Here is a 12,651-nt window from a genome sequence, read left to right on the forward strand (position 1 = left end):
AACGTGTGCCCGAGTGGCGGCGGGTTATCACTCTGAGAGCGGCAATTATCAAAATCATCTCTTCTTTACTCCGGCTTGTGGTTTGACTCATTCACTGCTGCCTGTGAGGCCAACAGCAGGCAGTGCTTGCTCGCTTCAGTCTTCATTTCTGTCTGTTTTTTAACCAGGTGGCGTCATTATTGCTTTGTAACTCTGTCTTCGGCCGCTGAGGCCGCCGGTTAGCAAACATGATAAGGACAGGATTATGGCGCAACTCAATGAGAATACACCCCCCTTAGCCGTATCACCGATCACCCCCTTTTTTGCAAAGTCTCGCATCATTGCCCGCCCCGGATTTAACCGTTGGCTGGTCCCTCCGGCGGCGTTAGCCGTGCATTTATGCATCGGTATGGCTTACGGCTTTTCCGTCTTCTGGTTGCCAATGTCGCAGTTAATTGGCGGTATACAACCTCTGCAGTGTCCGGCTGAGATGTCATTCTGGCAGCAGCTATTGACCCGAGAATGTGACTGGAAAATTTCGCTGCTGGGTTGGACCTATACCTTGTTTTTTGTTTTCCTTGGCTGCGCCGCGGCACTCTGGGGAAGCTGGCTGGAAAAAGTCGGTCCGCGACTGGTGAGTCTCGTCGCGACGCTGTGCTGGTGCGGCGGGTTGCTGCTCTCCGCTCTGGCCATTTACAGTCATCAGCTGTGGCTACTGTGGCTGGGAGCCGGAGTGATTGGCGGTATTGGCCTGGGGCTGGGCTACATAGCGCCGGTTTCTACGTTACTGCGCTGGTTTCCGGACAAACGTGGGATGGCTGCCGGCATGGCGATCATGGGCTTCGGCGGCGGAGCACTGGTTGGCGCGCCGTTGGCGAACTGGCTGATGAACTTTTTTGCCGGTCCGCAAGGAAACGGCGTCTGGCAGAGTATCCTGGCGCTGGCGGGGATCTACTCGCTGTTTATGTTGTGCGGTACGTTTGGCTACCGTTTGCCGCCAATGGGCTGGCATCCCTCGGGGGAGAAAGCGCAAAAAGTGATGCGTAATCATTCCACCATACAGGTGCATGTCAGCGTGGCGTGGCGAACGCCCCAGTTCTGGCTGCTGTGGCTGGTGTTGTGGTTGAATGTCACCGCCGGTATCGGCATTTTGGGTATGGCCTCACCCATGCTGCAAGAGATTTTTGCCGGAAAGCTCCTCTCGCAGGACCTGAGCTGGAATGAATTAAGTGGCGAACAGTTGAAGCGGATTGCGACGATGGCCGCCGGATTCACCGGCCTGCTCAGTTTGTTTAATATTCTGGGCCGTTTCTTCTGGGCTTCGGTGTCGGATATGTGCGGCAGAAAGACCACTTTTGCCTTAATCTTTTTTCTGGGGGCGTTGTTATACGGGACGTTGCCGCTGACCAACCACGGTGGCTATGTGGCGCTTTTCGTCTGCGCGCTGTGCGTCATTATTTCGATGTATGGCGGCGGCTTTGCCACCATTCCGGCTTATCTGGCCGATGTCTTTGGCTCTCAGATGGTTGGCGCGATTCACGGTCGTCTGCTGACCGCCTGGTCCGCTGCCGGCATTAGCGGGCCGGTGCTGGTGAATTACCTGCGAGAATATCAGCTGGCGCAAGGCATCGCCCCGGCGCGGATCTATGATATTACGCTGCTGGTCTTGACGGCATTACTGGTTATGGGTTTCATCTGCAACCAGCTTGTGCGCCCGATTGCGGAAAAATATGCCATGACCGCCGAACAGCAGCAGCAGGCTAAGGGCATGTATACCATTAATGCTAACGCGCAGCTGACGTGGGAGGCCCGTCCCTCCGTTGTGCTACTAACGTTAAGCTGGTTTGCTGTGGGTCTACCGCTGCTGTGGGGGATGGGAACGACGTTGCAACAGGCGATAAAATTTTTCATATAGCGAGGCGATCGTGCGCATGCGGACGCAACGCATCCATTACGCTGCCGGAGGCGTGAGTTCGCCTGTATTTCTGAACAGCCCCGCAGAAACGATCGGGGCTGCAACATATAGATTCCATTTGAATAACGATTCCTATTCTCTGCTGCGATGATACACTGACAAACTGTGATCTTTGTCATACCGTAATTCATACCGAGAAAAGAGACACTGCTATGCAACATATCATTGAGGGTTTCCTCAACTTCCAGAAAGAGATCTTCCCGCAGCGTAAAGAGCTCTTCCGTAGCCTGGCCTCCAGTCAGAATCCCAAAGCGCTGTTTATCTCCTGTTCTGACAGCCGCCTGGTACCGGAACTGGTGACCCAGCAGGAACCGGGACAGCTCTTTGTCATTCGTAACGCGGGGAATATCGTGCCCTCGTTCGGGCCAGAGCCGGGCGGCGTTTCCGCGACTATCGAATATGCCGTTGTTGCCCTGGGCGTCACCGATATTGTGATCTGCGGCCATTCCAACTGCGGCGCGATGACTGCGGTTGCGACTTGTCAGTGTCTGGATCCGATGCCGGCGGTGGCGCATTGGTTGCGCTATGCCGATGCGGCAAAAGCGGTGGTCGAGAAAGGCACCTGGAACAGTGAAATCGATAAAGTGAATGCGATGGTGCGGGAAAACGTCATCGCACAGCTGAACAACATCAAAACTCACCCGTCGGTTGCCGTGGGTCTGCGCGATAAGGCGCTGCGCCTGCACGGCTGGGTCTACGATATCGAAAGCGGGGCGATTGGCGCGCTGGATAAGAACACCAAAACCTTCGTATCGCTGTCGGAGAACCCGGCCGTCTACTTCGAGTAATTTCTCTCATCAGGGCAGGGAAGCCCTGGATCTCAGCATCCCGTTTTTTGACTGGTCCCCCCATTTTTCCCCTGTGGCTTTCCCGTCGCCTGCATCATGACCGACCGTCATCGCGCATCTGCCATACTCATGACTGCTTTACCATCGTGCAGGAGGGGGAATAATGATTAAGCTATGTGAAACGTGCGGCACGTCGTATGAAGAAACAAGAGCCACAATCTTACGCTGCAAGATTTGTGACGATGAGCGGCAGTATGTCCCGGTCAGCGGACAGGCGTGGATAACCTTTGACGATCTCATCAGCCGTCATACCAACGCCTGGCAGCAGCATGACCACGCGCTGTTTAGCCTTAAAACCGTTCCCCGGTTCGCTATCAATCAGCGCGCCTTTCTGCTCAGAACGCCGCAGGGCAATATTCTGTGGGATTGCATTGCCAATCTCGATGCTGCCACGACGGCGTTGATAACGGCGCTCGGCGGTATTGATGCTATCGCGATTTCCCACCCCCATTACTACACCACCATGCAGGATTGGGCGGCCGCCTTTGATGCACCGGTCTATCTGCATGCCAGCGATAGCGAGTGGATCGTGCGCCATAGCCCGGCGATTCGCCTGTGGCAAGGCGATGCGCTTGAGCTATGGCCCTCGGTGCAGCTGTTGCGACTGGGCGGTCACTTTGCCGGGGGAACCGTTCTACACTGGCGCGAGGGCGATGGCACGCTGCTGGTGGGCGACATCCTGCAGGTGACTCCCGGCGCGGATGCGGTCTCTTTTATGTGGAGCTACCCAAATATGCTGCCGTTGCCCGCGCCGGTAATTGAAAGCATCAGGCAGCGGCTGGCCGGCGTGCGGTTTAGCCGACTGTACGGCGCCTTCGAAGGGCAAGATATGCCGAAAAACGCGCACGAAAGGGTACAACGTTCCGCAGAGAAATATCTCGCCTGCCTGCGTGGATGACGCCTGTTAATGGCGATGAGAAGCCCTTTTGGACAGGACTCCTCTGCGTCGCGCCTTGCCGAAAATGGCCGCTATAACACCCCGTCGCCGCCATCCGAGCACCAGACCTGGCCTGAGGTGAAGGAGCAGGCGTCAGAAGCGAGGGTCACATACAGCGGGGCGATCTCTACCGGCTGGCCCGGGCGGCCCAACGGCGTATCGGCGCCGAACTGGCGGACTTTTTCCTCCGGCTGGCCGCCGCTCGATTGCAGCACCGTCCAGTAGGGGCCGGGAGCGACCGCGTTGACCCGGATGCCTTTCGGCCCCAGCTGTTTGGCCAGCGATTTGGTAAAGGCCACCAGACAGGCTTTGGTCTGCGCATAGTCAAAGAGAATCGGGCTGGGCTTAAAGGCCTGCACGGAAGAGGTATTGATGATCACGCTTTGGGCCTGAAGATAGCGCAGCGCGGCTTTGGTTATCCAGAACGGCGCGTAGACGTTGGTCTTAAAGGTGGCGTCGAAATCGGCGGTCGAGAGATCTTCCAGCGATTCACAGTACTGCTGGCGCCCGGCGTTATTGACCACGATATCGAGGCCGCCCAGCTCACTGGCGGCTTGTTCCACCAGCGTCTGGCAAAACACTTCGCTGCGAATATCGCCGGGAAGCGCCACCGCTTTGCGCCCTTCGGCCGCGATCAGGGCGATGACCTCCCGGGCATCAGGTTCCTCTTCCGGCAAATAGTTTATCGCCACGTCGGCGCCTTCGCGGGCAAAGGCGATCGCCACCGCGCGGCCAATGCCTGAGTCGCCGCCGGTAATCAGCGCTCTTTTTCCCGTAAGCCGCGCGGAACCGAGGTAACTGCTCTCACCGTGATCCGGTACAGGGACCATTTCTGATGCTAAACCGGGCGGCGTTTGCGGCTGGTCGGCAAAAGGGGGCTGGGGATACGGGGCTGTGAGTGTTGCGTTATCGCTCATAGGGTCCTCCTGCGTAAAACCTTAAGGATAGGCCGGATGACGCACGGTGGGCGGGATTAGCACCATTAATGTGCCGCTTGCGCCACGGCGAATGTCGGCACTAAAAGAGCATTGCGGCGGGTAATATGTTGATTGCCGGGCAGGTTTGCCAACAGGCGATGCGTGTCGGATAGCGCTGTTTTTAGGATGATTCTCGCCATTTAATTGAGAATCTCTTTCAATAAGATGACCGCGGTGAAGCGGCTCTCCGTCGCCGCCGGCGTACCAGTTCCATGACCACTGTCGGGTGCGGACCCGGTGTAACTCATTGCGCTTGTTAAAACGCATCCTGGCAACCAGGCTTTATAAGGCTGGTTGAGGAACCTGCGCAGGACCTTTTCCTGCCGCCGGCTCACCAACAACCGCAATCACCCACGCTACTACCGGAGGTATACATGAGGGGATTGATGGCGACTCACGCCGCAGAGCGCGGCAGCCGCCCGGAAAAAGAAGACCCGCGAGAGCAGGGTGAAATCCCGCGTAAACGCGACGATAGCGAGGATCATCAGCAAGATCCTGATCACCCCGCTCCCGGGCAGCGCTAAGATGCACGATCACAGGTCTGTCTGCGGCAAACGCCTGCGACGACGGGACGCCGGCCGGGAAATGGCGCCGGCCATGGCTTCAGCCATCTCGGCGCAGGCGGTAATGCCCTGTACAAACGGCTGATCGTGCATTAGCCACGGCAGCGCCGCAAATGCCACACGCCCTCGTACTTCCGCAGGCTCCTGTAACGTGTAGTCGTCCCCGACGTCCGGGATATCGTCGCCGGTGGCCTGTAGCTGCTCCCGTAACGTCGGGAAGGGCAGATCTTTCGTTTTGAGCGCTCTTTGCCCGCGCGCATCGATAAAGACATCATAGGTGGCGCGGTTTTCCCGGGTGGTAATCACCGTTTTGTCCTCGTCGATCGCCATCTGGTAATCCTCGCCGAGGGCGAGGATACGGATGACCCCGGCTTCGCGGAGCGCCAGCAGGCGGCGGATCGACTCTGACGGAATAGCGGCGTAATTATCGATGAACACCCGGGCGAGTCCGGCGCTAAAGCGCTGACTATCCCGCTCATCCAGATGCGGGACAATCTCCTGTACGGCCTCATGCAGACGGAGGATGACATAGCGCCACGCAACGGTGTATTTCTCGCGCTTGTTGCGTTCGACTTCCATAAGGTTGGCCTGCGCCCAGTGAAACGGGTCATGTTGGCGCCGTTCACGGAACCACGCGTCGCTGAAGCTATCGGCGTTCAGCGTCGGGAGGGCGATGCTGGCGCTCCATTGCGGATCGGCGCGGTCGATCTCCTCAGCCATCAGCCGGAAGACACGGTCAAGTAAACCTTCTGAACCGGCGGCAATCGCCTTTTCCAGCGCTTCAGGCGTCACTACCGCAAGCGGTTCATAGGGAATCGGGCAGTAAAAATCCGCTTCCGGCAAAATACCGGAGCGCGACATCAGGACGATATTCAGCGCTTCGCTGGCCGGATTGAGCCTGAACTGCAGCGGTCGATCGGCGGATTCGACAAACTCGCCGTGCTGAACCACGACGGCCATCGCGGCATCAATACCGCTCAACGAGGTGCCCATGATCCCGACCCTGCACGCCGGGATCTCTGCATCCATCAGGCCGGACCACGGGCTGGGGAAGAAGGTGCGGGTGGACTCCTCGTCAGCGGGCCAGACGTGGCCTGTGGCGATGACCGCCAGATCGAAGCGTTCCGCCGCCGGCTCACCTTGCGCCCATACCCTGACGCCTTCTGCCGTAGCCTGCAGGTCGGTGACCTCACAGGATTCATGCACCGTTAGCGGGAAGCCCTGTTGTTTGGCTCTGGCTGCCAGGCCGATAAACTGGTCGCGAAAATACTCACCAAGCAGGATACGCGGAAGAAACTGGCGAACATGCAGCGAATCATCGCTGACGCCATAGCGGGCAAGATGCTCCTTGCTTTGCTGTTTCAGCCAGTCGATATAGGTACAGAGGATCGGTGGGATTTCAATACTGGCGATATTGGCCAGCATCATGCGCGAGTTTTCTTCGTCGCTGTATGGCATGCCGACACCGGCCTGACGCGCCTGCTCATAGACCGTCACCGCCAGCGGCTGCTGATACTTTAACAGGGAAAAAAGGGTGTAAATCCCGGTGGGGCCAGCGCCGATAATCGCAATTTTCTTCATGCATAATCACCCGTGATAAACGTTCTTCCATTGCAGTTTCCCGCCTGCCGGACGGTTAACCGGGCAAAGCGATCTGCGCCTGAGGTACAGCAGCGGGAGCCGGGTTTAAGTGTGGTCGAAAACCCCGGCGCTAGCCAGCTGGATGCATGCGGGCTGTGCGCCTCCCTCGGCTTGCGGTGACGGGCAATAAAAAAGGGGCCCTGTGCCCCCCCATAAGTTTTCCGCTTTTCTATCGCTCAGGGCAGAGGAAACCGTTTAAAGGCCGGATGAGCTTCTGCTGTTTCGCGATGGGCGCGAATAGGGTGGAAGTCATGGGCCTTAACCACGTCGGGGATCATCGCTTGAATAAAGGTCCATACCACGGCGCTGGTCACCGCGACCTGATCGAGCCGCGTGTTGAGCGGGCGGTGTTCCAGCGCGGCGTTCCATTCCCGGCAGGCAGACAGCAGCTGCCAGGTGATGCGTTCAATCCACGGTTGATACTGTTTCTCTGGCGGCCGTAAGCGGTGCTCGTAAACATGCTGTACGGCTTTTTCGCTGGCCGCCAGAATCAACCCCAGGATCTGCAGATCTTCGGCCAGCGCAGGGCCGGCGACGGGGAGTAATTTACGCTGCATATCCGCCTGGGATTCGAAGTAATGGAGGATCAGCGTAGAGTCCATCAGTCGTACGGCGTTATCCAGAATCAGCGTAGGCGCCTTGACCACCGGATTGATTTTTGAGAAGGGCTCAACGGCACTAAACACCGACAGCGGCAGGTGTTCAAATTCGACACCGTACAGCGCCAGAGATACTGCGACGCGCCTCACATAAGGGGAGTCCAACATGCCAATGAGTTTCATCATGATTCCTGTTTTCCTGTCTCTGAAAGGAGAATACCTGGCCAATCAAGCTGCGCCAGGGAGGGATATCCCGGTTCGCTTTGCCCCTGGCCGCAGAGAGACATTACGCCAGATTGGCTATGACGAATATTACGCATTTCTTACCTGAGATGTCAGAATGGCTGACCGGTATTGTCGCCTGAGGTTTTCCCCCCTGGGCAATGATAACGTTGACCTCCAGGAGCTGGAATATAAGGAGCTGCTTCATGTCGGATTACCCACCGATCGCCAGTTTACGAAGCTTTGAGGCCGTTGCCCGGCTTGGTAGCGTGACGCTGGCGGCGAAAGAGCTGCATGTCACCCATTCGGCGATCAGTCAGCAAATTAAAGTGCTGGAAGAGATGCTCGGCGTGAGATTGTTTACTCGTCACGGACGCGGGGTGCAGATTAATGAAGAGGGGCGACTGTATGCGATGCATGTCCGCGAGGCGCTGGAACATATCGCGGATGCGACTCGTCTGGTCCACGTTAAGCCGCGGACGACGACGTTAACCCTGGCCACGGTACCTTCTTTTGCCTGCCACTGGCTCTTGCCACGGCTGGATCGCTTTCGCGCCAGATATCCCCATATCACCTTGCGGCTGCTGGTCAGCCTGACGGTCACCAACATGCAACAGGAGGCGGTGGATATCGCCATTCGCATGGGGAAAGGTGACTGGGAAGGGCTGGAAAGCCGCTATATGTTTGCCGATGAGCTGATTGTGGTGGCTGCGCCGCATTATAACGGCGGCTCGCTGCCCGCGACGCCGCAAGAGGTGGCGGCCGGTAAGATTATATTTTCGATGGAATCCTGGAAAAACTGGTGTCTGAAGGCCGGACTGGAGCGGGAGATTGTCGCCGACGGGCTCTGTATCAACGACTCGAATCTGGTACTGGAAGCCGTTCGACTCGGCAATGGCATCGCGCTGGAGCGGCGCTCCCTGGTGCAGGGCGCTATCGACCGCGGAGAGCTGGTCCAGCTCACCGCCTGCTCTGCGCCTTATCCCTGGCCGTACTGGCTGGTCACCCCGCAGCAAAGTGAAAAGAAAGCCGAAGTTTCTGTGTTCATCGCCTGGCTTAATGAAGAACTTGCGGCCTGGCGCCAGCGGGAAGAGTTGCCGTCGCCGTTATAGCATTATTCTGGCGCTGGCAAAGGGTTCGCTCAACGGCTGGCGGACTGGGCAAATTCCCGCGCCAGCGCCAGAAACGCGGCCAGCCCGGCTGAGGGGTGGCGTCTACCGGGATAATACAGACACAGGCCGGGAAAAGGGGGCGTCCAGTCATCCAGTAAACGAATGAGCCGGCCGGCCTGAATATCCTCGATGACATCCTGTTCAAGGAAGAAACCAATTCCCGCATGCTCCAGCACCGCAATCCGCGCCAGCGACGCCTCATCCAGCGTCAGCTGTCCGCGGACATCGACCTGCACCGTTTCTCCTTGCTTCTCAAGGTGCCAGCGATAGAGGGAACCATCGGGCAGACGCACCCGGATGCAGGGATGATTGAGCAGATCAGCAGGGGTTTCAGGCCGCTTATGGTGCGAAAGATAATGTGCAGAAGCCACCACGGCATAGCGCTGAGGCTGGCCGAGGGACAGTGCGATCATATCCTCCGGTATCAGGCTGGCGACCCGTACGCCCATATCGAAGCCTTCCGCCACGATGTCGATCAGCCGGCCATCGGTGACGATATCCACCTGCATTTGCGGATAGCGGCGCAAAAACTCCAGTACCACCCGGGAGAGAAGCGCGCGGGCGGCAAACGGAGGCGTATTGATGCGCAGGACGCCAGAAGGGGTTTCACTGCGGGAGCGGACGACCTCGAGGGCCTGATGCACTCCCTGTAGCGACGGACCGATGTTATCTATAAACAGGCGGCCGGCGTCGGTGAGCCCCACGCTGCGAGTGGTCCGGTTAAATAAACGCACGCCCATTTCGGCTTCAAATTTAGCGATGATGTGGCTCAATGCGGTGGTCGATACCCCCAGTTCGATCGCCGCCGCACGAAAGGTCCCCCGTCGGGCGATGGCCATAACGGCATCTAAATCAGTCAGCGTGATTCGCGACATTATCCCATTTCCTTCATCATGGCATCCCGGTTTGTCCTGATTGTTTAAATTATAAAGGATTCTTAAAGTTAAGCCGTAGAGTTTAATCACGGGAGATTCACTATGGATATGCCATCAGCAGTGCAGGCCTTTTTTACGGCTGAAGATCTGGACAGCGTTGTCAGCGCCTTCACCCCGAATGCGGTGGTGAAGGATGAGGGGAATACCTACCGCGGGCGGCAGGCCATCCGGGAATGGCAGGTTGCCGCCAGACAAAAATATCAGTATGTCGCCGAACCCATTGAGGCGATCGCGCAGGGGGATAGGGTGAAGGTGCGCGCCATCGTCAGCGGAAATTTCCCCGGTAGCCCGGTCATTCCTGGCTATCTATTTCACCTGACGGCAGAGCAGATCGATGGGCTGGAGATCGGTGATGACTGATTTCCTGGCGCTGGAAGGAAAACGCGTACTGATTACCTCCGGAACCAAAGGGGCGGGGGCGGCAACCGTGGCGCTGTTCCGGCAGCTGGGGGCGCGAGTGTTAACCTGCGCTCGCCATCAGCCGGACGCTGCTGTTGATGCGCTATTTGTGACGGCGGATCTCTCCACGGCGAGCGGGTGCGCTGTGCTGGCCACTGCGGTGCAGGAGCAGTTGGGCGGTGTGGATATTATCGTTCATATGCTGGGCGGTTCTTCGTCCCCGGCGGGCGGGTTTGCCGCGCTGAGCGATGCGCTGTGGCAACAGGAGCTGGATCTCAACCTGTTCCCTGCGCTCAGGCTGGATCGGTTACTGCTTCCCTCGATGCTCAACAGCGGGAAGGGGGTGATTATCCACGTCTCTTCAATCCAAAGAAAGATGCCGCTGCCGGAGTCAACCACGGCCTACGCTGCGGCAAAAGCCGCGCTGTCCACCTACAGTAAAAGCCTGTCGAAAGAGCTCTCCCCGAGGGGCGTTCGTGTTCTGAGCGTGGCGCCCGGCTGGATTGAAACCGAGGCGGCGGTCAGATTTGCGCAGCGGCTTGCGCAGCAGGAGGGGGTCGATTATGCGCAAGGCAAACAAATCATCATGGATTCATTAGGCGGAATTCCGCTGGGTCGTCCGGCACAACCCGAAGAGGTGGCCAACCTGATTGCGTTTTTAGCCTCCGACCGGGCGGCGTCGATAACCGGCGCGGAATACGTTATCGATGGCGGAACCGTGCCGACGGTTTAACCATCCAGACGGACTGGCAAGACGCGGCGAAGGGTTTTCTCCTCATTTAATCTTGATTGCAGCGTATTCCAGCCGAGGCATCAGCGGGGCGTGGAGCGTGCGAGACGGGGATCAAAGGTAAAGGGATACTGGCGCACGGAGGCCAGGGCCTCGCTGAAAGCGGGATGCAGCGGGTTTAGAATAGCGTTGTTTTCATAGGGAATAATGCAGGAGGGTAGCATCAGCGCCAGACCGCTGCCCGACTGTAGCCAGCCGGTGCCCAGATCCATTGTGGAAACGGGCATCGGATTTTCCTGCCAGTTATCCGGCAGCCACTGTTTATCGAGATATTCCACTGCACTGTCCGGTATCTCGATACTATATAGCTGATACTGGTTGAGGATCGTTTCATTTTTGACGTGAACCAGGATCTCCAGCGACGCCAGAGCGATGGAGGTGGAAACATAGACCGCCGGGTGCCCCTGGTGATTCCAGCGTCCGCCGTACTGGTTGGCCCCGCTTCCTGTCCAGGTCTCGCTGGCGTAACGGCCGCTCACCAGACGATAGAAAATCATGCAAAGACGCCGTGTTCCAGACGACCAATCAGGTCAGTCACTTCCAGCGCGCCGCTCTCGGTAGCAATCAGATCGATGGGGGCGATATTGCCCAGTCCTCTGACCGGCGACTGCAACCAGTTGTAGGCACCCTGCTTACTGCCAAAATAATCGACGGCGGCATCCAGAACCCTGACAAAACGCGCCACACGTTCGCTTTCGCCCGGGGTCAACGTACCGCCCGCGCTCTTGCGCCGGGCAACGTTACGCTCATTAATGCCGGTGATGCGCAGGATGTCGGTTTTCGACATTTCCGTCCACTCGTGAATATTATCCAGAACGCTGACAGGCAATCCCATACTCAGCAGCTCAATCAGCTGCATACCCCGATTCGCCGGTAGCCCGGCATAACGCCACAGCGCATTATCGGCAGGTTGCTGTGCAGGAACCCAGGTTTTCATCTTTCCTCCTGAATAATGACATTTGTCATTATTTATTATAGTCATTTGTCGGATTGTTGAAAGTTTAATCGCTGGGCAGGTTATTAACTGGTTGGAGGGATTGTGGCTAGCTGACCAGACCCTTTTATTTGTCTATTTTGTAACTTATTGATTTTCATTAAGTATGATTAGGACCTTGAAAAAAGGGTGAAGTGAATAAATTTGAGGGATTTTAGATATAAAACAAAGTAGTGAGCTGATATTATCTCAGTGCACTGCCGTACAGGCAGCTTAGAAATGTTAAACAGCGCCTGCAACGCCTGGTACTGCGTGCACTGCCGTACAGGCAGCTTAGAAAAGACATCACCATCCCATCCACGCGTAGTACGCGTGCACTGCCGTACAGGCAGCTTAGAAATGAAACACGAGCCCGTGCGTACTCAGGTAGTGGTGCACTGCCGTACAGGCAGCTTAGAAAAGATACCGATATTCCTCACGGGTTCAGGGGGTGTGCACTGCCGTACAGGCAGCTTAGAAAGGATAACTTGGTTACATCACTCTCCCATTGGGGTGCACTGCCGTACAGGCAGCTTAGAAAATCAGAATAAAGCCCACGTCAGGGAGCACGGTGTGCACTGCCGTACAGGCAGCTTAGAAACAAACATCAGCGCGTCACTTGCCAGCGCATACGTGCACTG

14 protein-coding genes and 1 CRISPR repeat array are annotated in these 12,651 nt (G+C 57.2%); of the genes, 7 read left to right on the forward strand and 7 right to left on the reverse strand.

Going from position 1 to position 12,651, the window contains the following annotated elements:
- Positions 1 to 244: 244 nt before the first annotated feature.
- From GRPL_RS10215 to GRPL_RS10205, 3 genes are all read left to right on the forward strand, one after another.
- A complete protein-coding gene (locus tag GRPL_RS10215) occupies positions 245 to 1,894 on the forward strand; it encodes an OFA family MFS transporter (RefSeq protein WP_032699634.1) in 1,650 nt (549 codons plus the stop codon).
- A gap of 212 nt (positions 1,895 to 2,106) precedes the next feature.
- Positions 2,107 to 2,742: a carbonic anhydrase gene (locus GRPL_RS10210; RefSeq protein WP_004862810.1), complete on the forward strand. Its 636-nt coding sequence runs from the start codon at positions 2,107 to 2,109 to the stop codon at positions 2,740 to 2,742.
- Between the two features lie 163 nt (positions 2,743 to 2,905).
- Positions 2,906 to 3,700: an MBL fold metallo-hydrolase gene (locus GRPL_RS10205; protein ID WP_032699636.1), complete on the forward strand. Its 795-nt coding sequence runs from the start codon at positions 2,906 to 2,908 to the stop codon at positions 3,698 to 3,700.
- 71 nt (positions 3,701 to 3,771) lie between these two features.
- On the opposite strand, the gene GRPL_RS10200 is transcribed toward GRPL_RS10205, so the two are convergent.
- Entirely contained in the window at positions 3,772 to 4,656 is an 885-nt protein-coding gene (locus GRPL_RS10200) for an SDR family oxidoreductase (RefSeq protein WP_032699638.1), read from the reverse strand.
- A gap of 65 nt (positions 4,657 to 4,721) precedes the next feature.
- A complete protein-coding gene (locus GRPL_RS28440; protein WP_256991578.1) occupies positions 4,722 to 4,856 on the reverse strand; it encodes a hypothetical protein in 135 nt (44 codons plus the stop codon).
- Positions 4,857 to 5,102: 246 nt separating this feature from the next.
- Between GRPL_RS28440 and GRPL_RS28020 the strand changes: the two genes are divergently transcribed.
- Positions 5,103 to 5,240, forward strand: coding sequence for a hypothetical protein (locus GRPL_RS28020; RefSeq protein WP_162180092.1), 138 nt, complete (start codon positions 5,103 to 5,105; stop codon positions 5,238 to 5,240).
- A gap of 9 nt (positions 5,241 to 5,249) precedes the next feature.
- On the opposite strand, the gene GRPL_RS10195 is transcribed toward GRPL_RS28020, so the two are convergent.
- Positions 5,250 to 6,860, reverse strand: a complete 1,611-nt coding sequence (locus GRPL_RS10195; RefSeq protein ID WP_032696019.1) for an FAD-NAD(P)-binding protein — start codon at positions 6,858 to 6,860, stop codon at positions 5,250 to 5,252.
- A gap of 236 nt (positions 6,861 to 7,096) precedes the next feature.
- The gene (locus tag GRPL_RS10190; RefSeq protein ID WP_032699640.1) at positions 7,097 to 7,702 is read right to left on the reverse strand and encodes a glutathione S-transferase; all 606 of its coding nucleotides are present in this window, start codon (positions 7,700 to 7,702) and stop codon (positions 7,097 to 7,099) included.
- A gap of 245 nt (positions 7,703 to 7,947) precedes the next feature.
- Here GRPL_RS10190 and GRPL_RS10185 point away from each other — a divergent pair, with 245 nt between their 5' ends.
- Positions 7,948 to 8,853 carry a LysR substrate-binding domain-containing protein gene (locus GRPL_RS10185; protein ID WP_032699642.1) on the forward strand — a complete coding sequence of 302 codons (906 nt, stop codon included), beginning with the start codon at positions 7,948 to 7,950 and terminating at the stop codon, positions 8,851 to 8,853.
- A 29-nt stretch (positions 8,854 to 8,882) separates the two neighbouring features.
- Here GRPL_RS10185 and GRPL_RS10180 read toward each other — a convergent pair whose 3' ends face one another.
- Complete coding sequence (locus GRPL_RS10180) at positions 8,883 to 9,788, reverse strand: LysR family transcriptional regulator (RefSeq protein ID WP_032699644.1); 906 nt, start codon at positions 9,786 to 9,788, stop codon at positions 8,883 to 8,885.
- A gap of 102 nt (positions 9,789 to 9,890) precedes the next feature.
- Between GRPL_RS10180 and GRPL_RS10175 the strand changes: the two genes are divergently transcribed.
- Together GRPL_RS10175 and GRPL_RS10170 are read left to right on the forward strand one after the other, a co-directional pair.
- On the forward strand, positions 9,891 to 10,208 hold the full coding sequence (locus GRPL_RS10175) for a nuclear transport factor 2 family protein (protein ID WP_032696023.1): 318 nt from the start codon (positions 9,891 to 9,893) through the stop codon (positions 10,206 to 10,208).
- Entirely contained in the window at positions 10,201 to 10,980 is a 780-nt protein-coding gene (locus GRPL_RS10170; protein WP_032699646.1) for an SDR family oxidoreductase, read from the forward strand. Before GRPL_RS10175 ends, GRPL_RS10170 begins: the two co-directional genes overlap by 8 nt.
- Positions 10,981 to 11,060: 80 nt before the next feature.
- On the opposite strand, the gene GRPL_RS10165 is transcribed toward GRPL_RS10170, so the two are convergent.
- Both GRPL_RS10165 and GRPL_RS10160 read right to left on the reverse strand, forming a co-directional pair.
- Positions 11,061 to 11,534, reverse strand: coding sequence for an RES family NAD+ phosphorylase (locus GRPL_RS10165; RefSeq protein ID WP_032699648.1), 474 nt, complete (start codon positions 11,532 to 11,534; stop codon positions 11,061 to 11,063).
- Positions 11,531 to 11,974, reverse strand: coding sequence for an Xre family toxin-antitoxin system antitoxin (locus GRPL_RS10160; protein ID WP_032699650.1), 444 nt, complete (start codon positions 11,972 to 11,974; stop codon positions 11,531 to 11,533). The genes GRPL_RS10165 and GRPL_RS10160 overlap by 4 nt, the downstream gene beginning before the upstream one ends.
- A 249-nt stretch (positions 11,975 to 12,223) precedes the next feature.
- Positions 12,224 to 12,611: a CRISPR direct-repeat array (repeat unit 28 nt; unit sequence GTGCACTGCCGTACAGGCAGCTTAGAAA).
- Positions 12,612 to 12,651 lie beyond the last annotated feature (40 nt).

Source organism: Klebsiella planticola ATCC 33531 (assembly GCF_000735435.1).
GTDB classification, from domain to species: domain Bacteria; phylum Pseudomonadota; class Gammaproteobacteria; order Enterobacterales; family Enterobacteriaceae; genus Klebsiella; species Klebsiella planticola.

What these genes read in the sequence shown, in the direction of transcription:
- GRPL_RS10215 (WP_032699634.1), top strand. Translation starts at nt 245, where the DNA reads ATGGCGCAACTCAATGAGAATACACCCCCCTTAGCCGTATCACCGATC.
- GRPL_RS10210 (WP_004862810.1), top strand. Translation starts at nt 2,107, where the DNA reads ATGCAACATATCATTGAGGGTTTCCTCAACTTCCAGAAAGAGATCTTC.
- GRPL_RS10205 (WP_032699636.1), top strand. Translation starts at nt 2,906, where the DNA reads ATGATTAAGCTATGTGAAACGTGCGGCACGTCGTATGAAGAAACAAGA.
- GRPL_RS10200 (WP_032699638.1), bottom strand. Translation starts at nt 4,656, where the DNA reads ATGAGCGATAACGCAACACTCACAGCCCCGTATCCCCAGCCCCCTTTT.
- GRPL_RS28440 (WP_256991578.1), bottom strand. Translation starts at nt 4,856, where the DNA reads ATGGCGAGAATCATCCTAAAAACAGCGCTATCCGACACGCATCGCCTG.
- GRPL_RS28020 (WP_162180092.1), top strand. Translation starts at nt 5,103, where the DNA reads ATGGCGACTCACGCCGCAGAGCGCGGCAGCCGCCCGGAAAAAGAAGAC.
- GRPL_RS10195 (WP_032696019.1), bottom strand. Translation starts at nt 6,860, where the DNA reads ATGAAGAAAATTGCGATTATCGGCGCTGGCCCCACCGGGATTTACACC.
- GRPL_RS10190 (WP_032699640.1), bottom strand. Translation starts at nt 7,702, where the DNA reads ATGAAACTCATTGGCATGTTGGACTCCCCTTATGTGAGGCGCGTCGCA.
- GRPL_RS10185 (WP_032699642.1), top strand. Translation starts at nt 7,948, where the DNA reads ATGTCGGATTACCCACCGATCGCCAGTTTACGAAGCTTTGAGGCCGTT.
- GRPL_RS10180 (WP_032699644.1), bottom strand. Translation starts at nt 9,788, where the DNA reads ATGTCGCGAATCACGCTGACTGATTTAGATGCCGTTATGGCCATCGCC.
- GRPL_RS10175 (WP_032696023.1), top strand. Translation starts at nt 9,891, where the DNA reads ATGGATATGCCATCAGCAGTGCAGGCCTTTTTTACGGCTGAAGATCTG.
- GRPL_RS10170 (WP_032699646.1), top strand. Translation starts at nt 10,201, where the DNA reads ATGACTGATTTCCTGGCGCTGGAAGGAAAACGCGTACTGATTACCTCC.
- GRPL_RS10165 (WP_032699648.1), bottom strand. Translation starts at nt 11,534, where the DNA reads ATGATTTTCTATCGTCTGGTGAGCGGCCGTTACGCCAGCGAGACCTGG.
- GRPL_RS10160 (WP_032699650.1), bottom strand. Translation starts at nt 11,974, where the DNA reads ATGAAAACCTGGGTTCCTGCACAGCAACCTGCCGATAATGCGCTGTGG.